Annotated in this window: 21 protein-coding genes and 1 rRNA gene; 17 read left to right on the top strand and 5 right to left on the bottom strand. The window is 72.0% G+C overall.

Annotation, left to right across the window (positions count from 1 at the left end):
- From rrf to recN, 7 genes are all read left to right on the top strand, one after another.
- Positions 1–112, top strand: a 5S ribosomal RNA gene (gene rrf, locus ACYQ77_RS16085); the annotation flags it as partial.
- Between the two features lie 91 nt (positions 113–203).
- Positions 204–3188, top strand: coding sequence for a DUF5585 domain-containing protein (locus ACYQ77_RS16080; protein ID WP_459711907.1), 2985 nt, complete (start codon positions 204–206; stop codon positions 3186–3188).
- Positions 3185–4054 carry an HAD-IIA family hydrolase gene (locus ACYQ77_RS16075; RefSeq protein WP_459711905.1) on the top strand — a complete coding sequence of 290 codons (870 nt, stop codon included), beginning with the start codon at positions 3185–3187 and terminating at the stop codon, positions 4052–4054. The genes ACYQ77_RS16080 and ACYQ77_RS16075 overlap by 4 nt, the downstream gene beginning before the upstream one ends.
- Before the next feature lie 4 nt (positions 4055–4058).
- Positions 4059–4226, top strand: coding sequence for a hypothetical protein (locus ACYQ77_RS16070; RefSeq protein WP_459711903.1), 168 nt, complete (start codon positions 4059–4061; stop codon positions 4224–4226).
- 3 nt (positions 4227–4229) lie between these two features.
- Positions 4230–5036: a TlyA family RNA methyltransferase gene (locus tag ACYQ77_RS16065; protein ID WP_459711901.1), complete on the top strand. Its 807-nt coding sequence runs from the start codon at positions 4230–4232 to the stop codon at positions 5034–5036.
- Positions 5033–5926, top strand: a complete 894-nt coding sequence (locus ACYQ77_RS16060) for an NAD kinase (RefSeq protein ID WP_459711900.1) — start codon at positions 5033–5035, stop codon at positions 5924–5926. Before ACYQ77_RS16065 ends, ACYQ77_RS16060 begins: the two co-directional genes overlap by 4 nt.
- Positions 5927–5998: 72 nt before the next feature.
- A complete protein-coding gene (gene recN, locus ACYQ77_RS16055; protein WP_459711898.1) occupies positions 5999–7798 on the top strand; it encodes a DNA repair protein RecN in 1800 nt (599 codons plus the stop codon).
- Positions 7799–8966: 1168 nt separating this feature from the next.
- Here recN and ACYQ77_RS16050 read toward each other — a convergent pair.
- Entirely contained in the window at positions 8967–9389 is a 423-nt protein-coding gene (locus ACYQ77_RS16050; protein WP_459711896.1) for a hypothetical protein, read from the bottom strand.
- Positions 9390–9455: 66 nt separating this feature from the next.
- On the opposite strand from ACYQ77_RS16050, the gene ACYQ77_RS16045 reads away from it, so the two are divergent.
- The 5 genes from ACYQ77_RS16045 to ACYQ77_RS16025 all read left to right on the top strand — a co-directional run bounded on the left by ACYQ77_RS16045 (position 9456) and on the right by ACYQ77_RS16025 (position 15267).
- Positions 9456–10061: a TetR/AcrR family transcriptional regulator gene (locus ACYQ77_RS16045; protein ID WP_459711894.1), complete on the top strand. Its 606-nt coding sequence runs from the start codon at positions 9456–9458 to the stop codon at positions 10059–10061.
- Positions 10062–10151: 90 nt separating this feature from the next.
- A complete protein-coding gene (gene steA, locus ACYQ77_RS16040; protein WP_459711893.1) occupies positions 10152–11336 on the top strand; it encodes a putative cytokinetic ring protein SteA in 1185 nt (394 codons plus the stop codon).
- On the top strand, positions 11333–12274 hold the full coding sequence (locus ACYQ77_RS16035; RefSeq protein WP_459711891.1) for a copper transporter: 942 nt from the start codon (positions 11333–11335) through the stop codon (positions 12272–12274). Before steA ends, ACYQ77_RS16035 begins: the two co-directional genes overlap by 4 nt.
- A 666-nt stretch (positions 12275–12940) precedes the next feature.
- Positions 12941–14644, top strand: coding sequence for a CTP synthase (locus tag ACYQ77_RS16030; RefSeq protein ID WP_459711888.1), 1704 nt, complete (start codon positions 12941–12943; stop codon positions 14642–14644).
- Entirely contained in the window at positions 14641–15267 is a 627-nt protein-coding gene (locus ACYQ77_RS16025; RefSeq protein WP_459711886.1) for an NUDIX domain-containing protein, read from the top strand. The genes ACYQ77_RS16030 and ACYQ77_RS16025 overlap by 4 nt, the downstream gene beginning before the upstream one ends.
- On the opposite strand, the gene ACYQ77_RS16020 is transcribed toward ACYQ77_RS16025, so the two are convergent.
- The 4 genes from ACYQ77_RS16020 to ACYQ77_RS16005 all read right to left on the bottom strand — a co-directional run bounded on the left by ACYQ77_RS16020 (position 15264) and on the right by ACYQ77_RS16005 (position 18885).
- The gene (locus tag ACYQ77_RS16020; RefSeq protein ID WP_459711884.1) at positions 15264–15593 is read right to left on the bottom strand and encodes a hypothetical protein; all 330 of its coding nucleotides are present in this window, start codon (positions 15591–15593) and stop codon (positions 15264–15266) included. The two genes, ACYQ77_RS16025 and ACYQ77_RS16020, sit on opposite strands and share 4 nt — an antisense overlap.
- Entirely contained in the window at positions 15593–16402 is an 810-nt protein-coding gene (locus ACYQ77_RS16015) for an MbnB/TglH/ChrH family RiPP precursor modification enzyme (protein WP_459711939.1), read from the bottom strand. The genes ACYQ77_RS16020 and ACYQ77_RS16015 overlap by 1 nt, the downstream gene beginning before the upstream one ends.
- Positions 16399–17337 (bottom strand): TIGR04222 domain-containing membrane protein, encoded by a 939-nt coding sequence (locus ACYQ77_RS16010; RefSeq protein ID WP_459711882.1) that lies wholly within the window; start codon positions 17335–17337, stop codon positions 16399–16401. Before ACYQ77_RS16010 ends, ACYQ77_RS16015 begins: the two co-directional genes overlap by 4 nt.
- Before the next feature lie 105 nt (positions 17338–17442).
- Positions 17443–18885: an amino acid permease gene (locus ACYQ77_RS16005; RefSeq protein ID WP_459711937.1), complete on the bottom strand. Its 1443-nt coding sequence runs from the start codon at positions 18883–18885 to the stop codon at positions 17443–17445.
- Between the two features lie 238 nt (positions 18886–19123).
- On the opposite strand from ACYQ77_RS16005, the gene ACYQ77_RS16000 reads away from it, so the two are divergent.
- The 5 genes from ACYQ77_RS16000 to ACYQ77_RS15980 are packed head-to-tail and all read left to right on the top strand — an operon-like array spanning position 19124 to position 24052.
- On the top strand, positions 19124–20488 hold the full coding sequence (locus ACYQ77_RS16000) for a glutamine synthetase family protein (RefSeq protein ID WP_459711880.1): 1365 nt from the start codon (positions 19124–19126) through the stop codon (positions 20486–20488).
- Positions 20469–21197 carry a gamma-glutamyl-gamma-aminobutyrate hydrolase family protein gene (locus tag ACYQ77_RS15995; RefSeq protein WP_459711878.1) on the top strand — a complete coding sequence of 243 codons (729 nt, stop codon included), beginning with the start codon at positions 20469–20471 and terminating at the stop codon, positions 21195–21197. The genes ACYQ77_RS16000 and ACYQ77_RS15995 overlap by 20 nt, the downstream gene beginning before the upstream one ends.
- Complete coding sequence (locus ACYQ77_RS15990) at positions 21194–22561, top strand: aldehyde dehydrogenase family protein (RefSeq protein ID WP_459711876.1); 1368 nt, start codon at positions 21194–21196, stop codon at positions 22559–22561. The genes ACYQ77_RS15995 and ACYQ77_RS15990 overlap by 4 nt, the downstream gene beginning before the upstream one ends.
- Positions 22562–23326, top strand: coding sequence for a 3-oxoacyl-ACP reductase (locus ACYQ77_RS15985; RefSeq protein WP_459711874.1), 765 nt, complete (start codon positions 22562–22564; stop codon positions 23324–23326).
- Positions 23327–24052, top strand: coding sequence for a FadR/GntR family transcriptional regulator (locus tag ACYQ77_RS15980; RefSeq protein WP_459711872.1), 726 nt, complete (start codon positions 23327–23329; stop codon positions 24050–24052).

Raw genomic sequence — 24052 nt, 5'->3', positions numbered from 1 at the left:
CGGCTATAGCGGTGGGGAAACGCCCGGTCCCATTCCGAACCCGGAAGCTAAGCCCACCAGCGCCGATGGTACTGCACTCGCCAGGGTGTGGGAGAGTAGGACACCGCCGGACATCCTTTCCAAGAGGCCCTCCGATCACCGGAGGGCCTCTTGCGTGTCTAATGGGTGTACGGACGCCCGAACCCCGCAGTGCAGGAGGAACAGTGTCGGACCGCAACCGCGACGAGTCAGAGAGCGGTGGCGCACGCAACCGAGACCGCGACTCCGGTCGTCGTGACCAGGGCAATCGCCCGTACCGGAACACCCAGAACCGCGACCGCGGCGGCTACCGCCCGACCCGGGACCGCAACGACAACCCCCGCACTCCGGACCGGGGCAACTACCGCCCCAACCGCGACCGCGACCGCGAGGGCTACCGCCGTGACGACGCCGGCAACCGCCCGTACCGCGACGACCGCGGCTACCGTTCCGGCGACCGCACCGACCGAGGCAGCCAGCCCCGCGACGACCGCGGCTTCGGCCGCGACCGCAACCAGCAGCCTGGCGACCGCGACGACCGTCGGCCGTACAACCGCGACCGCCAGCAAACCGGCGAACGCCGGCAGTACGGCGGCGACCGCAACTTCCGCGGCGGTGACCGCGACAACCGCTCCGGCGGCTACCGCGGCGGCGACCGCCAGCAAGGCGGCGACCGCCCCTTCCGCGGCGGTGACCGCGACAACCGAACGGGCGGCTACCGCGGCGGCGACCGGCAGCAAGGCGGTGATCGCGACAACCGCCGCGAGTACGGCAGCGACCGAGGCTTCCGCAGCGGCGACCGCGACAGCCGGGGCTTTCGGGGTGACCGCGACAACCGCCGTGAACACGGCGGCGACCGGGGCTTCCGGGGTGACCGCGACAACCGCCGCGAGTACGGCGGCGACCGGGGCTTCCGAGGTGGCGACCGCGACGATCGCCGCCAGTACGGCAACGACCGCGGCGAGCGCAGGCAGTACGGCGGCGACCGCAACCGCGACAACCGCCGCGACCAGGGCGACGACCGCGGCTTCCGCTCCGGCGATCGCCGCGATTCGGGAAGCTACCGCGGCGGCGACCGTCAGCAGGGCGGCGACCGCAACTTCCGAGGCGGCGACCGCCGCGACTCCGGCGGCTACCGATCGGGCGACCGCAGGCAGAGCGGCGACCGCGACAACCGCCGCCAGTACGGCAGCGACCAGAGCGGCGAACGCCGCCAGTACAGCGGCGACCGCAACTTCCGAAGTGACGACCGCGACCGAGGTGGCTACCGCTCCGGCGACCGCACCGACCGAGGCAACCAGTCCCGCGACGACCGCGGCTTCGGCCGCGCCACCCGCGACCCCGGGTCCGACCGCGGCTACCGACAGAACCGCGACGACCGCGGCGGCTACCGAGGCACCCGCGACGACCGCGAGAGCCGGGGCACCCGTGAAGACCGCGGCTACCGCGACAATCGCGGCCGCGACAACCGCGAGGACCGCGGCTACCGCGACAACCGTGGCCGCGAGGACCGCGGCTACCGCCGCCCGGACCGCGGCGACGAAGGCCACCGCCGCGACGACCGGTCCCACGACGACCAGAACCCGGCCGCCGAGACGACGCAGCCGCAGGAACCGGCCAGTGGTTTCGCCCGCCGCAACCACTACACCTCGACCCGCGGCGGCGACAACCAGAACACCGGCTACCGCACCCGCGACGAGGCGCCCTACGAGGACGTCACCGCAACGGACACCACGCCCGTCGACGCGGACGAACCGGCAACGTCACCAGAGCCCGTCGAGGCACCCGCGTTCACCGACGTGACCTCCCGCGACGAATCAGCCACCCCGGAGGAGTCGGCCGGAACGCCCACGTTCACCGACGGCACCGCAACCGCCCCGGCAACCTCCGCCGACCAACCGGCCACCCCCGTGGAGTCCGCCGAAGCGCCCGCGTTCACCGACGGGACCGCCACGCTCCCGGCCGATGCATCGGCCACCCAGCGCGAGTCCGCCGAGACGGAGATGTCCGACGACGAACCGGACACCCGGCAGCGACCCGCCGGGTTCACCGACGAACCGGCCCCAGCGGCGTCGACCGGAACGCCGTCGTTCACCGACCGGACCACCACGAACGCGGCGACCTCCGGCGATGAACCGGCCCCAGGAAAGTCGACGTACACCGGCGGGACCTCGGCCACCCCGGCGACCTCCGGCGATGAACCGGCCCCAGGGGAGTCGACGTACACCGACGGGACCTCGGCCACCCCGGCGACCTCCGGCAACGAACCAGCCACCGCAGGCGAGTCGGCCGAAGCGCCTGCGTTCACCGCGACCTCTGCCGGCAACCCGGCCACCCCGCAGGCGGACACCGCCGGGCCGACGGCGACCACCGAGGACGTGCCCGCTGCCGCATCCACCGACAGCACCATGACGAACCCGGCCGACGCGGAGGCGACACCGGCGGAAACCGTCGACGAACCGGCCACCCAAGCCGACGACACCCAGCGCCAGGACCCCCGCCGCCGGGACGGTGAGCCTGAGCTGCCGCCCGACATCGAGTACAGCGATCTCGACCCCGAGGCGCGCCGCGAACTGAAGAGCCTCGCCAAGTCGGTGGCCGAGCTCGTCGGCAAGCACCTCGTCGCGGCCGGGCTCCTCATCGACGAGGACCCCGAGCTGGCGCTCGCGCACGCGCGCTACGCGCGGACGCGTGCGTCCCGGGTGGCGATCGTCCGGGAGGCGGCCGGGATCGCCGCCTACCACGCGGGTGAGTGGGCCGAGGCGCTGGGCGAGTTCCGCGCCGTCCGCCGGATGACCGGGTCGCAGGCACACCTCCCCGTGATGGTCGACTGCGAGCGTGCGCTCGGCCGTCCCGAGCGTGCGCTCGAGCTGGCCGCCGAGGCGAAGGACCTGCCGCCGGACGTGGCGGTGGAGTTGAAGATCGTCGCGGCGGGGGCTCGGCGGGATCTCGGGCAGGTCGACGCGGCGGTCGTCGCGTTGCAGGGGCCGGACCTCGACCCCAAGCGCCGGGACCCGTGGAGTGCGCGGCTGTTCTACGCCTACGCCGACAACCTCGAGGCCGCGGGCCGCACCGACGACGCGATCCGCTGGTTCCTCAACGCCGCCGAGGCCGACCTCGACGACGAGACCGACGCCGCCGAACGCGCCACCGCGTTGAGTGCCTCATGAGCCTGATCGACGACTACGACGCCCTCCTGTTCGACCTCGACGGCACCGTCTACCGCGGCGAAGAAGTCGTGCCCGGTGCGGACCGTGCCGTCGAGGCCGCGCACGCGGCGGACACCAAGGTCCGGTTCGTCACCAACAACGCCTCGCGTGGGCCGGACGAGGTGGCAAGTCATCTGACCCGCATCGGGGTGCGGGCGGTGCCCGCCGAGGTCAGCACCAGTGCCCAGGCCGCCGCTGCGGTGCTCGCCGGGAAGCTGCTGCCCGATACGACCGTACTGGTGGTCGGGTCGGCGGCACTCGTGCACGAGGTCGAGGTCCGGGGCCTCACCGCGACGCGCACCCACGCCGACGACGTCCAGGCCGTCGTCCAGGGCCTCAGCAAGGACACCAGCTGGCGCGACCTAGCCGAGGCGTGTGTCGCGATCCGGGCCGGCGCGTTGTGGGTCGCCTGCAACGTCGACCCGACCCTGCCCACCGAGCGCGGCCCCCTGCCCGGCAACGGTTCCATGGTCGCGGCGCTGCGCACGGCAACCGGCACCGACCCGGTGGTGGCGGGCAAGCCGTCGACCCCGCTGCTGGACGAGGCACGCAAGTCAGCCGACTCGCGAAAGCCGCTGGTCGTCGGCGATCGCCTCGACACCGACATCGCGGGCGCGGTCGCGGCGGGCATGGACTCGCTGCTGGTCCTGTCCGGGGTCTCGACCGCGCAGGAACTGCTCGACGCGCCGGAGAGCATGCGACCGACCTACCTCGGCCACGACGTCCTGGCCGTCACCGAGGACGGCGTGCGGATCGAGGGCGCCGACTGGGCCACCGCGGTGCGGGACGCGCTCGCCCGCCTCGGCCTCGAGCATGAAGTAGCGTGACGGGGTGCAGTTCGACACCGACCAGACCGCTGACGTCGACACGACCGACATCGACGAGGCGATCGCCGGCACCGAGAACCTGGACGCCGTCCCGCTGACCGAGCACGTCGCCAGGTTCGACACCGTGCACGTGGCGCTCAACGAGGCGCTGACCAGCATCGACACGGACTGACCGGTGCCACGCAGGACTCGGCTCGACGCCGAGCTGGTGCGTCGTGGCCTCGCCCGCTCCCGGGAGCACGCCTCGCAGCTCATCGCCGACGGCCGCGTGACCGTGCGCGGCACCGTCGCCGCCAAACCGGCCACCGCCGTCGAGACCGACGCGCCCGTCGTGGTCCGCGACCTCGACAACGACCCCGACTGGGCGTCGCGCGGCGCGCACAAGCTCCTCGGCGCGCTGGAGACGTTCCCCGTCGCGGTCGACGGGCGCCGCTGCCTCGACGCGGGCGCGTCCACCGGCGGTTTCACCGACGTGCTGCTGCGCCGCGGCGCCCGCGAGGTCGTCGCCGCCGACGTCGGACGTGGCCTGCTGGTGTGGCGGCTCCAGACCGACGACCGCGTCGTCGTGCTCGACAAGACCAACGTCCGCGCGCTCACGCCGGACCAGACCGGGGGACCGGTCGATCTCGTCGTCGCCGACCTGTCGTTCATCTCGCTGCGCCTCGTGCTGCCCGCGCTGCTCGCGTGCACGACCGAGGACGCCGACCTGCTGCCGATGGTGAAACCGCAGTTCGAGGTCGGGAAGGAACGGCTCGGCTCCGGCGGCGTCGTCCGCGACCCCGCATTGCGTGCCGAGGCCGTGCTGGACGTGCTGAAAGCCGCGGGGGCATTGGGTTTGCGCCCGCACGGCGTCGTCGCGAGCCCCCTTCCCGGCCCGTCCGGGAATGTCGAATACTTCGCATGGTTGCGTCGTGGCACGCCCCTGGACGACCAGGAGGCGGCCGCGATGGTGGAGACCGCTGTCCTGGAGGGGCCGCAATGACCGCTCGTGAGGTGCTCCTCGTCGTCCACACCGGCAGGCAGGACACCCGCCGTGCCGCGGAGAAGCTGGCCGGCTGGTTCGCCGACGCCGGTATCAGGTTGCGTGTACTGGAACGCGAGGCGCCGGACCTGGACCCCGCCTGCTACCAGCAGGTCGTGCCGGTCAGCGCGCAGGCCGCGGAGGGCACGGAGCTGGTGTTCGTCCTCGGCGGCGACGGCACCCTGTTGCGGGCGGCCGAACTGGCACGCCCGGCCGGGGTGCCGGTGCTGGCGGTGAACATGGGCCGGGTCGGGTTCCTCGCCGAGGCCGACTCCGACGTGCTCGAGGAAGCGGTGTCGCAGGTCATCGCCCAGCGGTACGAGGTCGTCGACCGCATGACCGTCGACGTCACGGCGTCGCTGGGGAACCGGCAGCTCGCGAAGACGTGGGCGCTCAACGAGGCCAGCGTCGAGAAGAGCAGCCGCGAGCGGATTCTGGACGTTCGCATCGAAGTCGACAACCGGCCGGTCTCGTCGTTCGGTTGTGACGGCGTGCTGTGCGCGACGCCGACCGGGTCCACCGCCTACGCGTTCTCCGCGGGCGGTCCTGTGGTATGGCCGGACGTGCAGGCGCTGCTGGTGGTGCCGAGCAACGCGCACGCCATGTTCGCGCGGCCGCTCGTGGTGTCGCCGGACTCGCGGATCGCGGTCGAGGTCGACCCGTCCGGGCATCCCGCGGTGCTGTGCTGCGACGGTCGTCGTACGTTCGTATTGCCTCCGGGCGCGCGGGTCGAGGTGGTCGGCGGGGAGATTCCGGCGCGCCTCGTGAAACTGCGGCAGGGCCCGTTCACCGACCGGCTCGTGGAGAAGTTCGAACTGCCGGTGCAGGGTTGGCGCGGCCCACGGCGGTAGGCGCGGCCGACACCGCCATGAATCGAACACACTTGCGGGTGGTGCGAGCTTTTGTCGGTGGGAGCCGATAAAGTGCGCGCTGTGTTGGCCGAGATGCGCATCGAGGGCCTCGGCGTGATCGACGAGGCCACCCTCGAACTAGACCCGGGACTCACCGTCGTGACCGGTGAGACGGGTGCGGGCAAGACCATGGTCGTCACCGGGCTGCACCTGCTGTCCGGTGGCCGTGCCGAGGTGTCCAGAATCCGCAGCGGCGCGGCGAAGGCCGTGGTGGAGGGGCGGTTCGCCGCTCCACCGGGCAGCGCGGCGGCGAAGGTCGCGAGCGAGGCGGGCGCCGAGCCGGACGAGGACGGCACGCTGATCGCGTTACGCACCCTGAACGCCGACGGGCGGTCGCGGGCGCACCTCGGCGGGCGGTCCGTGCCCGTCGGTGTGCTGTCCGAGCTGTCGGAGCAGCTCATCGCCGTGCACGGCCAGAACGACCAGCTCAAGCTCATGCGCCCGGCCGAGCAGCGGTCCGTGCTCGACCGGTTCGCCGGCGAGGAGCTGGCAGGCGCGCTCGCCGAGTACCGCGCCGTGCGCGAGGAATGGGTGCGGGTCAGCACGGAGCTGGCCGACCGCAGCGCGCGGTCGCGGGAGATGGCGCGCGAGGCCGAGATGCTCAAGCACGGTCTCGCGGAGATCGAGGCGGTGGCGCCGCAGCCGGGCGAGGACGACGAGCTGCAGGAGAAGGCGAAGCGGCTCGCGGACGCCGACCAGCTGCGCGAGTCGGCGACCGGCGCCGCGTTCGCGGTGTCGGGTTCCCCGGAGGGCGACCCGGACGCGCCGGGTGCGCTGGGCCTGATCGGCGACGCGCGGCACCGGCTGTCCGCGTCGGAGGACCCGAGACTGCGTGAGCTGGAGCCGAGGCTGGCGGAGGCGGAAGCGCTGCTGGTGGACGTCGGCACCGAGCTGAGCAGCTACCTCGACGCGCTGGACGCGGACCCGCAGGCGCTCGAGCAGGTGCTGGCGCGGCAGGCGGAGCTGAAGCAGCTGACGCGCAAGTACGCGGCGGACGTCAACGGCGTGCTGGAGTGGGCGCGCACCGCGGCGGAGCAGCTGGCCGGCCTCGACACGTCGGAGGAGGCGCTGGCCGACCTGGCTCGGCAGCGTGACGAGCTCGCGGCCCGGCTGGCCGAGTGCGCGCAGCGCCTGACGGTGCTGCGCGTCGAGGCGGCCGACAAGCTGGCGCAGGCGGTGACCGTCGAACTCGGTGGCCTGGCGATGGGCCAGGCGGCGATCGAGGTCATCGTGAGCACGCGCTGGGCCGAGCCGAACGACCCGCACGCGCTGCGCGTGGCGGGCGGCAAGGACCGTGAGGCGCTCGCGCACGCGGGCCCGGAGGGCGTCGACGAGGTGGAGATCCGCCTGCGCGCCCACGACGGGGCCGTGCCGCTGCCGGTGCACAAGGCCGCGTCCGGCGGTGAACTGTCCCGCGTGATGCTCGCGATCGAGGTGGTGCTGGCCCACTCGGACCCGGTGCCAACCCTGGTCTTCGACGAGGTCGACGCGGGTGTCGGCGGCCGGGCCGCGGTCGAGATCGGCAGGCGGCTGGCCCGGTTGGCGGCGAGCCACCAGGTGATCGTCGTGACGCACCTGCCGCAGGTGGCCGCCTTCGCCGACCGCCACCTGGTGGTGGACAAGCAGGCCGCGGGCGGTGTGACCCGCAGTGACGTGCGCCGGGTCGACGAGCAGGACCGCGTGCGGGAGCTGGCGCGCATGCTCGCGGGCATGGACTCCACGGAGACCGGCCGCGCCCACGCGGAAGAACTGCTCGCCGTCGCCGAGGCGGACAAGAAGGCCACCCGGGGGAAGGGACGCAAGAAGCGGTAGCCGGGGTGGTCATGCCCGGCCCCGAGCCCGGCGCGACTGCCCGGCCTGGCATGGCTGGCTCGATCGGGCGGAAGGCCCGGCTTGGGCTGGGCCCTTGGCGAGGTTGGCTCGGCGGTTCGGAATGGTCGGCGCGGCTCTGCACGACGTGGGGTGGCTCGGCTCGGGGCTGCCGCGGACCTTGTTCTGGGGTTGCTGGGAAGGCCTGGGCCTCGGTTCGGGACTCGGTGTGGTTCCGAGCGGCTTGGGGTGGCGCGGCTCGGTCTGGCATGGCTGGCTTGGTTGGGTGGAGTACCCGGCTTGGGCTGCCGCGGACCTTGTTCTGGGGTTGCTGGGAAGGCCTGGGCCTCGGCTCGGGACTCGGTGTGGCTCCGAGCGGCTTCGGGTGGCGCGGCTCGGTCTGGCATGGCTGGCTTGGTTGGGTGGAGTACCCGGCTTGGGCTGCCGCGGACCTTGTTCTGGGGTTGCTGGGAAAGCCTGGGCCTCGGCTCGCGACTCGGTGTGGCTCCGACCGGCTTCGCGTGGCGCGGCTCGGCTGGCGCGATCGGGCGGAAGGCCCGCCCGGGGCTGGGGCGTGGCGAGTTGGTTCGCGCCGTTCGGAGTGGTCGGCGGGGTTCCGTGCGACTTGGGGGTGGCTCGGCTTGGACTGCCGCTGACCTTGCTTTCGGGTTGTTGGGAGGCCTGGGCCTCGGCGTGGCTCTGTGCGACTTCGGATGGCGCGGCTGTGCCTGGCATGGCTGGATTGATCGGGCGGAAGGCCTGGCTTGGGCTGGACGGTGGCGACGTTGGCTCGGGCGGTTCGAAATGGTCGGCCGGGGCTCGGCGGGGCTTCGTGCGACCAGGGGTTGGCTCGGCTTGGGCCGCCGCTGACCTTGCTTGGGGCTGCTGGGAAGGCCTGGACCTCGGCTCGGGACTCGGTGTCGCTCCGAGCGACTTCGGCGGCCCGACCCGGGTAGCCGCTCGACTCTGCCGGTTCAGCTGGGATTCGGGCTGGTCCCGCGCGGTCCTGGCTTGCTCCGGCGGGCCTGGCATGCGCAGGCCCGCCGCGCCTCGTCTGGGGCGCTCGGAGTGGTCGCCCCGGCTCAGCCAGCCCCACGCATGACCCCTCCGGTTCGAGCCCTGCCACCCCCGCCCGGTTCGCTGCGCCTTGGTGCCCCGGCGCATGACCCCATCAGCCTGTGGTCAGCAGACCCAGCCCCAGCGTCACCACGCCCACGCCCAGCGACAGGGCACCCAGCCACACCAGCCAGATGAGCTTGTTCGGCCTGGTCACCTCGCCGCGGCCCATCGACGAGAAGAAGAAACCCGCCGAGATCAGTGCCGCCGCGGCCGGGGTGCCGACCCGCGCCAGCCAGCCCAGCACACCGTCCAGCGCCGCCGCGTCCGCGAGCACCAGGGTCACCAGGCCGAGCGTCACCAGCACGCCCGCGTGGGCGTGGCCGGCCCGGGCGAACGACTTCTGGAACGGCGTCATCGCCACCTTGCCGCCCACGACGCGGGTCATGAACCAGCCGCCGAACTCGATGCCGACGATCGTCAGCAGTACGGCGCCCGCGATGTATCTCGACTCCGGGCTCAACATCAGGGTCTGCATGTCGTCCTCCCACGACTCGTTTGGTAACGACGTTACGAAACAACGTTACGATACACTTGTCAAGCTATGGGACGACCGAAGATCCACGACGAGGCGCTGCGGGGCCGCCTGATCGACCGGGCCGCCGCGCTCGTGTTCGACGACGGCGTCGACGCGCTGAACCTCCGGCGCCTCGCCGCGGGCGCCGGGACCTCCACCTCCGCCGTCTACTCCCTGTTCGGCAACAAGGCGGGCCTGCTCGAAGGGCTGTACCTCGAGGCCGCGCGCCGGTTCGGGGCCCGGCTCGCCGAGGTCGAGCCGACCGACGACCCCGTCGACGACATCGTGCGGCTCGGGCTCGCCTACCGGGACTACGCGCTGCGCGAACCGCACCTCTACGCGATCATGTTCGACCGCCACTCGGCCGAGTTCGGGGACGACGCCCGCGGTGAGGCGGCCACCACCATCGGGCCGCTCGTGGCCGCCGTGGCGCGCGCGCAGGAGTGCGGCGCGTTGCGAAAAGTTGCCCCTGAGCTGGTGGCCCTTTCGTGCTGGGGCGTCGCGCACGGGCTCGTCTCACTGGAGCTCGCGGCCTCCGTGCCGCCCGGGCTGGACATCGCCGCGGGCTACGAGCACGCCCTGCGCGCGATGGTCGACGGATGGCGACAGTCCATCGTGCACAGTCCTAAATGATCATTCCAACCACACCGCGCTGCCCCAGGTGGGTGATTTTCCCGGCGTGGCGAACGGAATATCACGTGTCCGTTTGTCACCATCAGTCTCATGAAGCTCACCGGTCTCCTCGCTCGATCGCATCAGGCTCGGCCCGGGGTCACCGGGATCGCGCGGGTCGACCGGCGAACGGGTGACCTGCTCCGCCGCATCGGGCACGGCGACGTCGTCGTCCTCGACCAGGTCGACCTCGACCGCGCCACGGCGGACGCGCTGGTCGACGCCGAGGTCACGGGCGTGGTCAACGCGTCGCCGTCGATCTCCGGGCGGTTCCCCAACCTGGGGCCGGAGATCGTCGTCGGCGCCGGGATCGTGCTCATCGACGGCGTCGGGCCGGAGATCCTGCGCGCCGTCAAGGAGGGCAGCAAGGTCCGGCTGCACGAGGGCGTCGTCTACGTGGGCGACAAGGAGGTCGGGCGCGGGACGGAGCAGTCCGTCGAGACCATCGCCGACCTCATGATCGACGCCAAGGCCGGCATGTCCGCACAGCTGGAGGCGTTCTCCGCCAACACGATCGAGTTCCTCCGGCGCGAGCGGACCCTCATCCTCGACGGCGTCGGCGTGCCCGAGCTGAGCGCCAACCTGCGCAACCAGCAGGTGCTCGTCGTCGCGTCCGGCCGGGACCACGTGGAGGACCTGCGCCGCCTCAAGCGCTACATCGCCGAGCACCGGCCCGTGCTGATCGGCGTCGACGGCGGCGCGGACACACTGCACCACCTCGGTTATCGCCCGAACGTGATCGTGGGTGACCCGGACCGGTTGTCCACCGAAACTCTCCGCAGTGGCGCCGAGGTGGTGGTCCCGGCCCACATGGACGGTCACGCGCCCGGGCTGGAACGTGTCCAGGACCTGGGGATCGGCGCGGTCACCTTCCCCGCGTCGGGCAACCCGGAGGACCTCGCGCTGCTGCTCGCCGACACCCACGGCGCCGACCTCGTCGTCACCGTCGGGTTCCAGGCCACGCTGCACGAGTTCCTCGACCGCGGCCGCTCCGGCTCCAACCCGTCCACCTTCCTGACCAGGCTGAAGCTCGGCAGCAAGGTCGTCGACGGCAAGGCGGTCGCCACGCTGCACCGCAGCCGCGTCTCCATCGGCGCGGTGCTCCTGCTCGTGCTCGCCGCACTCGTCGCGGTCGCGGTCGGGCTCGCCGTGTCGGGGGTCGGCGACGCCTACCTCGACTGGCTCGTCAACGCCTGGCACACCTTCACGAACTGGGTTGGGGGAATCTTCTCGTGATCTCGTTGCGGTACCACGTCATCTCGATCGCCGCCGTCTTCCTCGCGCTCGCCGTCGGGGTGGTGCTCGGGTCGACGACGTTGTCGCGGTCGCTGCTCTCCGGGCTGAACAACGAGAACGAGGACCTGGCCGCCCAGGTCAACGACCTGCAGAACGAGCGGAACGCGCAGAACGCGCGGCTGGCCGACGCCGACGCGTTCGCCGCGTCCGTCGGCCCGATGACCGTGCAGAACCAGCTCGCGCGGCGCACGGTCGTGATCGTCACCACCGCCGACGCGACGCCCGAGGACCGCGACGCGCTGAAGACGTTGATCACCAACGCGGGCGCGACCGTCACCGGCGAGCTGCAGCTGACCGACTCGTTCAGCGACCCGCGGCACGCCGACCAGCTCAAGGACATCGTCGTGCGGCTGCTGCCCGCCGGCGTGCAGCTGCCGACGGCGTCCGACCCCGGCACGCTCGCGGGCGGCCTGCTCGGCCCGCTCTTGTTGATCAGCAAGGAGAACAACAAGCCGCAGGCGTCCGCGGACGAGACGGCGGCCGCGCTGGCGGGGCTGACCGAGGGCGGGTTCGTCAAGGCGAGCCAAGGGCTGCAGCCCGCGCAGCTGGCTGTCATCCTCACCGGCGGCGCCGCGTCCGGCGACGGCGCGGGGGACCGGGCCGCGACGATCGCGCGGTTCGCCACGCAGGTCGACCGCTCCGGCGCGGGCACCGTGCTGGCGGGCGGCGCGGGCTCGGCGGAGGGCACCGGCCCGGTGGGCGTCGTGCGTGCCGACACGGCGGCCACCAGCATCTTGTCCACTGTGGACAACGTGGACACGCCTGCCGGGCGGGTGGTGACCGTGCTCGCGTTGCGGGAACAACTGGAGGGCGAGGCGGGTCGGTACGGCAGCGCCGGCAACGCTGAGCTTCCCGCTCCTGGCGCGCCTGCTGAGTAGTCCACAGGTGGGTCGGTTGTCCACAGCCAAGATCGACATCCGTCCCCCTGTCGGTGGACACCGGTAGACTGGACAGCGGGGTGCCCCCGGGAGTGGTGGGGGCTGCCCGTACGTACTGGGCGGAGTGTTTTCGCAGGTCAGCGGCTTGTTTCCGGGCTTTGTGGTTGACCTTGCCTGGGTTTTCCCTCCGGGGGGGTCCTCGCCGGACGGGCTGGTCTCCGGGATGGCAGGGGGTCTTGCACGGGGCTGGGTTGGCAAGGACTGCTGTTGAGTGGTCTGCCTGCCATCCCGTCGACCTCCCACGGGCTATCACACTGCGTCAAGGGGGCCCGGCGGCTTTGGGCGTGTGGGTGCGTCGTGCTTCGGGCCCCCTTGACACAGTGTGATCGGGCTTCGCCAGGTCGACGGGATGGCAGGCAGCAGGCCCTTGGTGGTGGGCTCGCGCCCTTTCGCGAGTGGGGTGGGCTTGGTCCGGATTCCGTGAACCGGTGGTGACTCTGTGTCAGTGGGGTGGATGTCGTGGGGTGGAGGCGGTGTGTCGGGTTCGGATCGTCGGAGCAGGTGATACGGTGAAACCCCGTGGAGAGTCAGGCGGGGAGCCCCGCTGCGAACGGTATCGCCAGTAACGGATTCGGACCGAAGGCAACGCCACGGGGGGCGTCCCTGGTGCAACATTCACGCACGACCAAGTACGTGTTCGTCACCGGTGGGGTCGCCTCGTCGCTCGGCAAGGGCCTGACGGCCTCGAGTCTCGGTCAGTTGCTCACCGCCCGCGGGCTGTGGGTCACGATGCAGAAGCTCGATCCGTACCTCAACGTGGACCCCGGGACGATGAACCCGTTCCAGCACGGCGAGGTGTTCGTCACCGAGGACGGCGCGGAGACCGACCTCGACGTCGGCCACTACGAGCGGTTCCTCGACCGCGACCTGGCCGGCGCGGCGAACGTGACCACCGGGCAGGTCTACTCGACGGTCATCGCCAAGGAGCGGCGTGGTGAGTACCTCGGCGACACCGTGCAGGTCATCCCGCACATCACCGACGAGATCAAGCGGCGCATCCGTGACATGGCCGAGCCCGGCGAGGACGGCAACGCCCCCGACGTGGTGATCACCGAGATCGGTGGCACGGTCGGTGACATCGAGTCGCTGCCGTTCCTGGAGGCCGCTCGGCAGGTCCGCCACGACGTCGGCCGCGACAACTGCTTCTTCCTGCACGTCTCCCTCGTGCCCTACCTGGCCCCGTCCGGTGAGCTGAAGACCAAGCCCACGCAGCACTCGGTCGCCGCGCTGCGCAACATCGGCATCCAGCCCGACGCGGTCGTCTGCCGCGCCGACCGCGAGATCCCCAGCGGGCTCAAGCGCAAGATCGCGCTGATGTGCGACGTGGACGTCGAGGCGGTCGTCGCCGCGCCCGACGCGCCCTCGATCTACGACATCCCGAAGGTGCTGCACACCGAGGGGCTCGACGCGTACGTCGTCCGCAGGCTGGACCTCCCGTTCCGCGACGTGGACTGGACCGTGTGGGGCGACCTGCTCACCCGCGTCCACGACCCCAAGGAAACGGTGCGGATCGCGATCGTCGGCAAGTACGTCGACCTGCCCGACGCGTACCTGTCGGTCACCGAAGCCCTGCGTGCCGGTGGGTTCGCGCACCGCGCCAAGGTCGACATCCAGTGGGTCGCCTCCGACGAGTGCGAGACCCCGTCCGGCGCCGCCGCCGCACTGTCCGGTTTGGACGGTGTGCTGATCCCCGGCGGGTTCGGCGTGCGCGGCATCGAGGGCAAGATCGGCGCCATCCAGTACGCGCGGGTCAACAAGATCCCGCTGCTCGGCCTGTGCCTCGGCCTGCAGTGCATGGTGATCGAGACCGCGCGGCACCTCGCCGGCATCGCGGGCGCCAACTCCTCGGAGTTCGACGAGACCACCAAGCACCCGGTGATCTCCACGATGGCCGACCAGGAGGACGTCGTCGCGGGTGAGCGGGACATGGGCGGCACCATGCGGCTCGGCGCGTACCCCGCGAAGCTGACCGCCGGTTCGGTGGTCGCGAAGGCCTACGGCACCCGCGACGTCTCCGAGCGGCACCGCCACCGCTACGAGGTCAACAACGCCTACCGCGACAAGCTGTCCAAGGCCGGGCTCGTGTTCTCGGGCCTCTCCCCGGACGGGCACCTCGTGGAGTACGTGGAGCTGCCCGCCGACGTGCACCCGTTCTTCGTCGGCACGCAGGCGCACCCGGAGCTGAAGAGCCGCCCGACCCGCCCGCACCCGCTGTTCGCCGGGTTCGTGCGTGCCGCGCTGGCGCGCAAGGCCGCCGAACGGCTGCCGGTCGAGCTGCCCGAGCCCTCCGGCGCCGGAGCGCGTTCGTGACCCAGCCCGGTCAGCACGAGTTCACCGTTCTGTCCACTGAGGATGTCTACATCGGACGCATCATCGCGCTGCGCGTCGACGAGGTCGCCATGCCGGGCGGCGGGCACGCCAAGCGCGAGGTCGTCGAGCACCACGGCGCGGTCTCGATCGTCGCACTGGACGACGACGACCAGGTGACGTTGATCCACCAGTACCGCCACCCGCTGGGCAGGCGGATCTGGGAGCTGCCCGCCGGGCTGATCGACCACCTCGGGGAGGATCCGCTCGAGTCGGCCAAGCGCGAGCTGGTCGAGGAGGTCGGTCTCGCCGCCGAGCACTGGTCGGTGCTGGTCGACGTCGCCGCGTCGCCGGGCTTCACCGACGAGGTCATCCGCGTCTTCCTCGCCACCGGGCTCTCGGTCGTGGACCGCGAGCTGCTCGGCGACGAGGAGGCCGACCTGGTGGTGCGCAAGGTTCCGCTCGCGGAGGCCGTCCGGATGGCGCTCGCGGGCGAGATCGTCAACGGCGCCTCGGTGAGCGGCATCCTGGCCGCGCAGGCGGTCCGCACGTCGGGCGTGGCGCCGCGCCCGACGGACGCGCCGTGGGCGGACCTGCCGACCCGCTTCCCGTCCCGCCAGGACTAGCGGCGGAACCAGCGCCGCCGCCGGGGCGCCGCCAGGTGCCCCTCGGCGTGCAGCCAGGTCTCGAAGCGGTCGAGGTCGGCGCGGAACGACGTGCCGGCCTCCTTCGGGTGGGCGAGCGACCACGCGTCGAACAGCGCGCCGAACCGCGTGCCCAGCTGTTCGGCCAGCTCGGGACGCAGGGTCGCCGCGATCGACCGCCGTTTGTTGCGCAGCGCCCTCGCCTCCACCGCGACCCGGTGCCCGTCGAACCCGGCGGGCACCGGGCCGCCGGCGAGCAGCGCGCGGACCAGCTCCCGCTGCCGCGCGGCCAGGTCCTCGCGCGCCATCAGGACACCCGGGCCGACTCGACGACGGCGCGGATGGCGGTGAGCTCGGCGGCCAGGTCGGCGTCCGGCGGGTAGGCGTCGTCGCGTTCCAGCAGCACGCCGGGCGGGTCCACGCGGGCGCACAGTGCGGCCAGCGTGTCCAGCACCGCCTTCGGCACCGCGTGTGCGTGCGTGTCGTGGTAGAGCCCGTCGTGCGTGACCCCGCCGGCCACGTGCACGTACGCGAGCCGTTCCAGCGGCAGCTCGTCGAGGAACGCCTCCGGCGCGGTGCCGAGGTTGACCGCGTTCGCGTACAGGTTCGCCACGTCGACCAGCAGCAGGCAGCCGGTGCGCTCGACCAGCTCGGCCAGGAACTGGCCCTCGGTCAGCTCGCTGTCCGGCCAGTCGAGCAGGGCCGCGATGTTCTCCAGCGCCAACGGCACCGGCAGCTCCGCCTGCGCCTGCTGCACGTTGTCCACCAGCACGTCCAGGGCCTCGTGCGTCCGCGGCACCGGCAGCAGGTGCCCGGAGTCGAGCCCGCCCGCGCGGGTGAACGCGACGTGCTCGCTGACCAGCGGCGCACCCACCGCCTCCGCCACCGCGGCCAGGTGCGCCACCCGGGTCCGGTCGAGCGGTTCGGCCCCGCCGAGCGACAGCGACACCGCGTGCGCGACCACCGGCGTGCCCCGGGCGCGCAGCACGGCCAGCGACTCGGGCAGCGGGTCGGGGTGGACGTTCTCCGCCAGCACCTCGACGAAGTCCACCCCGGGCAGCCGCTCGACCGTCAGGTCGATCTCCGGCCGCCAGCCGATCCCGATGCCGAGCCTCATGCCGACCCGCCGCCGCAGCCCCCGCCGCCGCAGGAGGACCCGCCGCAGGACGACGACGAACCGCCGCACGACGACGAGCCGCTGCCGCAGGACGCCGCGCTGCTGCTGCCGCACGCGTAGCCTGCCGTGCCCGGGTAGTAGGAGGAGTTGAACGAGGCGGCGGACGAGTAGCTCCACGCCGCGCCCGCGGCCACCGCGCCCATGGCCAGCGCCTCGGCGACCTCCTTGTCCGGGTAGGCGGACAGGCCCCGCACCGCCACCTTCTCCAGCGGGTCGTTCGAGCCGTCGCGCACCAGCCCGGTCACGACGCGGTCGCCGTGCACCGTCCTGGCCTTGGCCGGGGCGATGGCGCGGATGCTCAGCAGGACGACGGCGACGAGCGTGGCCACGAGCAGCACGGTCAGGTAGCCGACCGGCAGGTCGTTCGCCACTCCGTTGAGCCAGCGGACCACGCCGACCGCGAGCAGCACGTACAGCAGGACCGGGCCGAGGCGCCGTGCCTGGACCGCCCGCGCGGGCGCGACGAGCAGGCCGCGGCGGACCAGTTCGTCACCGATCCTGGTCAGCGCCGGGTCGGCCGAGGTCCTGGCGCCCACGGCGCGGATCGTCCTCGGGGACGTCAGCGTGGCGAGCACCGCGTCGTCGAGCGGGCGCCCGGTCCTCCGGCCCTCCGACACGTCGGTCAGGGTGCCGCGGCGGTCGACGCGGACCGCACCGGCGCGGACGAGCCGGGCGACCGCGACGTCGACGGCCCGCCGCGGCCCGCCCGCGAGAAAGCCCAGCTCCTCGGGCGCCAGCCAGCCACCCGGGTCGGTGAGCCGCGGCCTGCGCACCGCGACGCGCCGCCAGATCGCGACCACGATCCCCGCCACCAGACCGGCGCCGTACAGCCAGAGGAACTCCGGCCCCGACAGTCCCCACGGATGCATACCCATCGCCCCCCAGAAAAACGCGCGCGTGTGTGCGCACATCGTCCCTGGCAGGAGTCACCCGCGGGGCGAGAAGGGCGGGGCCGTGGCCATCCCGTTACGCGGAAACGGTCATATCACGTCGAGGTCCCGTTCGATGGCGGCCAGCTCCTCCGGCGTGCCCTGGACCTTCGGGCCGGTGAACCAGCGGCGGGCCGACACCAACCACCAGATCCCCGCGAACCCGAGCACGACCAGCACCGCGATCGGCGTGTAGTTGAAGGTCTCCGCGGTCACCGGGCTGCTCTGCGGCAGCATGAACAGCACGGCGATGAAGCACACCCACGCCACCGCGACCGTGCCGATCAGCTTGCTCCACCGGCCGAGGTGCCACGGCCCCCGCACGAACGAGTCGCCCTGCCGCAGCCGCAGGAACGTCGGCAGCACGTACGCGATGTACAGGCCGATCACCGCGATCGAGGTCACCGCCGCGTACGCGGTCGAGTTCCACAGGTACGGCAGACCCAGCACGAACGCGCCGCCCGCGGCCAGCCACACCGCGTTCGTGGGCGTCCTGGTGCGCTTGTTCACCCGGTGCCAGAACGCCGACCCCGGCAGCGCGCCGTCGCGGGAGAACGCGTAGATCATCCGCGAGTTCGCGGTGACCGACGACATGCCGCAGAACAGCTGCGCGCCGATCGCGATCAGCAGCAGCAGCTTCCCGCCGGTGGCCCCGACCGCGTCGATGAAGATCTGCGCGGGCGGGACGGCCGTCGCCGAGTCGAGCGCGCCCTGGTAGCTCTGGATCGCGAAGGTCAGCCCGATCAGCAGCACCCAGCCCGCGATCAGGGACACCACGATCGACATGACGATCCCGCGTGGACCGCTGCGGGCCGCGTCGTGCGTCTCCTCGGTCATGTGCGCGCTGGCGTCGTAGCCGGTGAACGTGTACTGCGCGAGCAGCAGACCGATCAGGCCGACGTACAGACCGGAGCTCCAGCCGGTGTTGTTGACGAACTCGCCGAACACGAACGACGCGGACTGGTGGTTGTCCGGCACGATCACCAGCACGCCGACGATCACGAGCACGCCGACCACGTGCCACCACACGCTGATGTCGTTCAGCAGCGCGACGAGCCGGACACCGAACGTGTTGAGCAGCCCGTGCACCACGAGGATGATCCCGAACAGCAGGATCGTGTGCCCCGGCGTCGCGGCGAACCCGAACTGCAGGTCGAGGAAGGCGTTGAGGAAGAACGCGGCGCCGAAGTCGATGCCCGCGGTGACCGCGACCTGGCCGAGGAAGTTGAACCAGCCGGTGAACCACGACCACGCCGCGCCGTTGGACCTCGCCAGCTTGGCCGCCCAGTAGTACAGGCCGCCCGCGGTCGGGTAGCTGGAGCAGACCTCCGCCATCGCGAGGCCGACGAGCAGCGTCATCAGGCCGACGAACGGCCAGCCCCACACGATGATCGCCGGGCCGCCGGTGTTCATGCCGAACCCGTACAGCGTGAGGCAGCCGGACAGGATCGAGATGATCGTGAACGAGACGGCGAAGTTCGAGAACCCGGACATGCGGCGGGCCAGCTCCTGCGCGTAGCCCAGCTCGTGGAGGCGCGCTTCGTCGGCGTTTCTCCGCGACACCGGCTCGTCGGTCGCCTTGGCCTGGGGGTTGTCGGTCGTCACGAGCGCCCTCCTCGGTCCAATGGGCCAGCATCAGTCCTTTGGATTTCTCCAGAGCGTGATCCGAGTTACAGTGCTGTGTCAAGCAGTCGATGGACAATGGGTCGCAACTGATCCTTTGGAGGAGCTCATGGGGCACCGCGACGGGATGCTCACGCTCGACCGCCTCCGCGAGCTGGTCGCGGACGGCACGATCGACACCGTCCTCGTCGCGATCACCGACATGCAGGGCCGCCTGCAGGGCAAACGGTGCGCCGCCGAGTACTTCCTCAACGAGGTCGTCCCGCACGCGACCGAGGCCTGCAACTACCTGCTGGCCGTGGACGTCGAGATGAACACCGTCGACGGCTACCGCATGTCCTCGTGGGAGACCGGCTACGGCGACTTCGTCATGCGCCCCGACTTCGGCACGCTGCGGCTCGTGCCGTGGCACCCGGGCACCGCGCTGGTGCTCGCCGACGTCGAGGAGGTGGGGGGCGGGCCGGTCGCGTCGTCGCCCCGGCAGGTGCTGCGCCGCCAGCTCGACCGCCTCGCCGAGCGCGACCTCGCGGCGTACGTGGGCACCGAGCTGGAGTTCATCGTCTTCGAGGACACCTACGAACAGGCGTGGCGGAAGGGCTACCGCGACCTGACGCCCGGCAACCAGTACAACGTGGACTACTCGATGCTCGGCACCGGCAGGCTCGAGCCGCTGCTGCGCGACATCCGCAACGGCATGTCCGGCGCCGGCATGTACGTCGAGTCCGCCAAGGGCGAGTGCAACCCCGGTCAGCACGAGATCGCGTTCCGCTACGACACCGCGCTGACCACGTGCGACAACCACAGCATCTACAAGACCGGCGCCAAGGAGATCGCGGCCCGGCACGGCAAGAGCCTCACGTTCATGGCCAAGTACAACGAGCGCGAGGGCAACTCCTGCCACATCCACATCAGCCTGCGCGGCACCGACGGGTCCACCGTGCTCGCGGGCGACGGCGAGCACGGGTTCTCCACGCTGATGGCGCACTTCGTCGCCGGGCAGCAGGCCGCGCTGCGCGAGCTGACGTACTTCTTCGCGCCGAACATCAACTCCTACAAGCGGTTCGCCGCGGGCAGCTTCGCGCCCACGACCGTCGCGTGGGGGATCGACAACCGGACGTGCGCGCTGCGCGTGGTCGGTCACGGCGAGTCGTTACGCGTGGAGAACCGGGTGCCGGGCGGTGACGTGAACCCCTACCTGGCGGTGGCCGCGCTGGTCGCGGCCGGGCTGCACGGCATCGAGAACGAGCTGCCGCTGGAACCCGCGTTCACCGGCAACGCCTACGGCGTCGACAAGCCGCAGGTGCCGTCGACGCTGCGGGACGCGGCCGACCTGCTGGCCGAGAGCAAGCTCGCGCGCGCCGCGTTCGGCGACGAGGTGGTCGAGCACTACCTCAACAACGCGCGGGTCGAACTGGCCGCGTACGACGCGGCCGTGACCGACTGGGAGCGGGTCCGTGGCTTCGAACGCCTCTAGCCCGCCGGTCATCGGCATCACGACGTACCTGGAGCAGTCGAGGTTCGGGCTGTGGGACACGCAGGCGGCCGTGCTCCCGCGCGGCTACCTCGACGGTGTGGTCAACGGCGGGGGAGTGCCGGTGCTGCTGCCACCCGCCGGCGCCGTCAGCGCCGACCTGCTGTCGCGTGTGGACGGTCTGATCGTCGCCGGTGGCGCGGACGTCGACCCCGTGCACTACGGCGCCGACCGCGCACCGGCGACCGGGCCCGCCCGGCCGGACCGCGACCACAGCGAGCACGTGCTGATCGAGGCCGCGCTCGCCAACGGCGTGCCACTGCTCGCCGTGTGCCGCGGCATGCAGCTGCTGAACGTCGTCCTCGGCGGCACGCTGCACCAGCACACCCCCGACGTGGTCGGCAACGACGACCACCTGCCGAGGCCCGGCGTGTTCGGCACGGTGTCGGTGAAGGTGCTGGCGGACAGCGGGCTCGCCGCGATCATCGGGTCCGATGTGGACGTCCACTGCCACCACCACCAGTCGGTCGACGTCCTCGGCGCCGGGCTGGTCCCGGTGGCGTGGGCGGGCGACGGGACCGTCGAGGCGGTCGAGCTGGCCGAACCGGACTTCGTGCTCGGCGTGCAGTGGCACCCGGAGGAGAACGGGGCCGACAGCAGGTTGTTCGCGGCGCTGGCCGACGCGGCCCGTGCTTTCAAGGGGAGCAGATGAGCAGCACCGACGTCATCAACCCGGCCACCGAGGCGGTGGTCACCCGCGTCGAACTGGTGTCCGCCGAGGAGGCCGACGCCGCGATCGCGCGGGCCCACCGGGCGCTGCCCGCGTGGCGGGACGTGGCACCGGCCGACCGGGCGCGGCTGCTGCGCCGGTTCGCCGACGCCGTCGACGCCGACCGCGAGCACCTCGCGCGGCTGGAGGTCGAGAACTCCGGCCACACCATCGGCAACGCCCGCTGGGAGGCGGGCAACGTCCGCGACGTCCTGCACTACTACGCGGCCGCCCCGGAACGCTTGTTCGGCAAGCAGATCCCGGTGCCGGGCGGGGTGAACGTCACGTTCGCCGAGCCGCTCGGCGTGGTCGGGGTGATCGTGCCGTGGAACTTCCCGATGCCGATCGCGGGCTGGGGCTTCGCGCCCGCGCTCGCCGCGGGCAACACGGTCGTGCTCAAACCGGCCGAGCTGACCCCGCTCACCGCGCTGCGGCTCGGTGAGCTGGCCCGCGAGGCCGGGATTCCCGAGGACGTGTTCCAGGTGCTGCCCGGCAAGGGCTCGGTCGTCGGGCAGCGGTTCGTCGACAACCCGTTGGTGCGCAAGGTGGTCTTCACCGGCTCCACCGAGGTCGGCAAGCAGGTCATGGCAGGCTGCGCGGCGCAGGTCAAGCGGGTGACGCTGGAGCTCGGCGGCAAGAACGCCAACATCGTGTTCGCCGACGCCGACCTGGAGAAGGCGGCCGCGACCGCCCCGTACGGGGTGTTCGACAACGCGGGTCAGGACTGCTGCGCCCGGTCCCGGATCCTGGTGCAGCGCAGCGCGTTCGAGCGGTTCATGGAGCTGCTCGAACCCGCGGTCCAGGGTGTCGTCGTCGGCGACCCCGGTGACGAGAAGACCGAGATGGGGCCGCTGATCTCCGCCGCGCACCGCGCGACCGTCCAGTCCTACGTGGACGAGCGCACGAACGTGGCGTTCCGGGGAAGCGCGCCGGAAGGGGCCGGGTTCTGGTTCCCGCCGACCGTGGTGCTGCCGCGCGCGGGCACCGACCGGACCGTCGTCGAGGAGGTGTTCGGGCCGGTCGTCACCGTGCAGACCTTCGACGACGAGGCCGAGGCGATCCGGATGGCCAACGACACCGAGTACGGCCTGTCCGGGTCGATCTGGACCGAGAACCTCGGCCGCGCCATGCGGGTCGCGCGCGGCGTCGAGGCCGGGAACCTGTCGGTCAACTCGCACTCGTCGGTGCGGTACTGGACGCCCTTCGGCGGCGTCAAGCAGTCGGGACTCGGGCGGGAGCTGGGGCCGGACGCCCTGGACGCCTTCACCGAGACCAAGAACGTGTTCATCGCGACAGAGGGAGTCTGAGTGAAGCGTCTGCAGGACCGGGTCGCCGTCATCACCGGCGCGGCGAGCGGCATCGGGCTCGCCTCGGCCAAGCGGTTCGCCGAGGAGGGTGCCGTCGTGGTCGGCGTCGACCTGAACACCGACGCCATCGAGGCGCTCGCCAAGGAGACCGGCGGCGCGGCGATCACCTGCGACGTCACCGACGAGGCCGCGGTCGAGGCCCTGTTCGCGCAGGTCGTCGCGGACCACGGCCGGGTGGATGTCGCGTTCAACAACGCGGGCATCTCCCCGCCGGAGGACGACTCGATCCTGGCGACCGGCATCGAGGCGTGGGACCGCGTGCAGAAGGTCAACCTGACGTCGGTGTACCTGTGCTGCAAGTACGTCCTCCCGCACATGCGTGCGCAGGGCAAGGGGTCGATCATCAACACGGCGTCGTTCGTCGCGGTGATGGGCGCGGCGACCTCGCAGATCTCCTACTCCGCCTCGAAGGGCGGCGTCCTGTCCATGACCCGCGAGCTGGGCGTGCAGTTCGCGCGCGAGGGCATCCGCGTCAACGCCCTCTGCCCGGGCCCGGTGAACACGCCGCTGCTGCAGGAGCTGTTCGCGTCCGACCCCGAGCGGGCGCAGCGGCGGCTCGTGCACGTGCCGATGGGCCGGTTCGCGGAACCGTCGGAGATCGCCGCCGCCGCCGCGTTCCTCGCCAGTGACGACTCGTCCTTCATGACCGCGTCGACGTTCCTCGTGGACGGCGGGATCTCGGGCGCGTACGTCACGCCGCTGTAGGTGTCGACTGTGGCCGTCCACGAAGGAGTCGCCGCCGCGCTGTTCCGCCCGGTGCGGACGCGCAACGCCTTCGAGGAGACGGTGGAACGGCTGCTGCAGGCGATCCGGCTCGGCGTCGCCGGGCCGGGGGAGCGGCTGCCGTCCGAACGGGAGCTGGCCGCCCGTCTCGGCGTGAGCAGGGTGACGCTGCGGGACGCGATCCGCGCGATCGCCGACGCGGGTTACGTCGAGTCCCGGCGCGGCCGCTACGGCGGCACGTTCGTGGCCGCCACGCTGCCGACCCCGCCGCCGCGGCCCGCGCCGGGCGGTGACCTGGAGGACGTGCTGACGCTGCGGCGGGTGCTGGAGAGCGGCGCGGCGGAGGCGGCCGCCGCGCGTGCGCTCACCCAGGCCGAACGCCGGCACCTGACCGCCGCCCTGCTCGACGTGTCCGGCGCGGACCTCGACGACGGCGAGTACCGCCGCCGCGACTCCCGCCTGCACCTGGCGATCGCCGAGGTCACCGCGTCCCCGTCGCTGACCACCGCGGTGGCCGACGTGCGGTCGCGGGTCAACGAGCTGCTGGACGCGATCCCGTTGCTGGCGGTCAACATCGAGCACTCCGAGGCCCAGCACCGGTCCATTGTGGACGCCATACTGGCAGGCGACCCGGCCGCGGCGCGGCAGGCCATGGACGAGCACCTGGACGGCACCGCCGCGCTGCTGCGGGGTTTCCTGTGCGGGTAG

This window comes from Actinophytocola sp. KF-1, from assembly GCF_054661535.1.
The sequence above is the reverse complement of the archived record's forward strand: the minus strand, read 5'-3'. Positions and strand labels throughout refer to the sequence as shown.

Bases quoted from the DNA above. Each gene is read 5' to 3' on its own strand.
- ACYQ77_RS16015 (WP_459711939.1), bottom strand. From the start codon at position 16,402: ATGAGGCTCGGCATCGGGATCGGCTGGCGGCCGGAGATCGACCTGACG.
- ACYQ77_RS16020 (WP_459711884.1), bottom strand. From the start codon at position 15,593: ATGGCGCGCGAGGACCTGGCCGCGCGGCAGCGGGAGCTGGTCCGCGCG.
- ACYQ77_RS16005 (WP_459711937.1), bottom strand. From the start codon at position 18,885: ATGTCCGGGTTCTCGAACTTCGCCGTCTCGTTCACGATCATCTCGATC.
- ACYQ77_RS16060 (WP_459711900.1), top strand. From the start codon at position 5,033: ATGACCGCTCGTGAGGTGCTCCTCGTCGTCCACACCGGCAGGCAGGAC.
- ACYQ77_RS16010 (WP_459711882.1), bottom strand. From the start codon at position 17,337: ATGGGTATGCATCCGTGGGGACTGTCGGGGCCGGAGTTCCTCTGGCTG.
- ACYQ77_RS16075 (WP_459711905.1), top strand. From the start codon at position 3,185: ATGAGCCTGATCGACGACTACGACGCCCTCCTGTTCGACCTCGACGGC.
- steA (WP_459711893.1), top strand. From the start codon at position 10,152: ATGAAGCTCACCGGTCTCCTCGCTCGATCGCATCAGGCTCGGCCCGGG.
- ACYQ77_RS16045 (WP_459711894.1), top strand. From the start codon at position 9,456: ATGGGACGACCGAAGATCCACGACGAGGCGCTGCGGGGCCGCCTGATC.
- ACYQ77_RS15990 (WP_459711876.1), top strand. From the start codon at position 21,194: ATGAGCAGCACCGACGTCATCAACCCGGCCACCGAGGCGGTGGTCACC.
- ACYQ77_RS16050 (WP_459711896.1), bottom strand. From the start codon at position 9,389: ATGCAGACCCTGATGTTGAGCCCGGAGTCGAGATACATCGCGGGCGCC.
- ACYQ77_RS16000 (WP_459711880.1), top strand. From the start codon at position 19,124: ATGGGGCACCGCGACGGGATGCTCACGCTCGACCGCCTCCGCGAGCTG.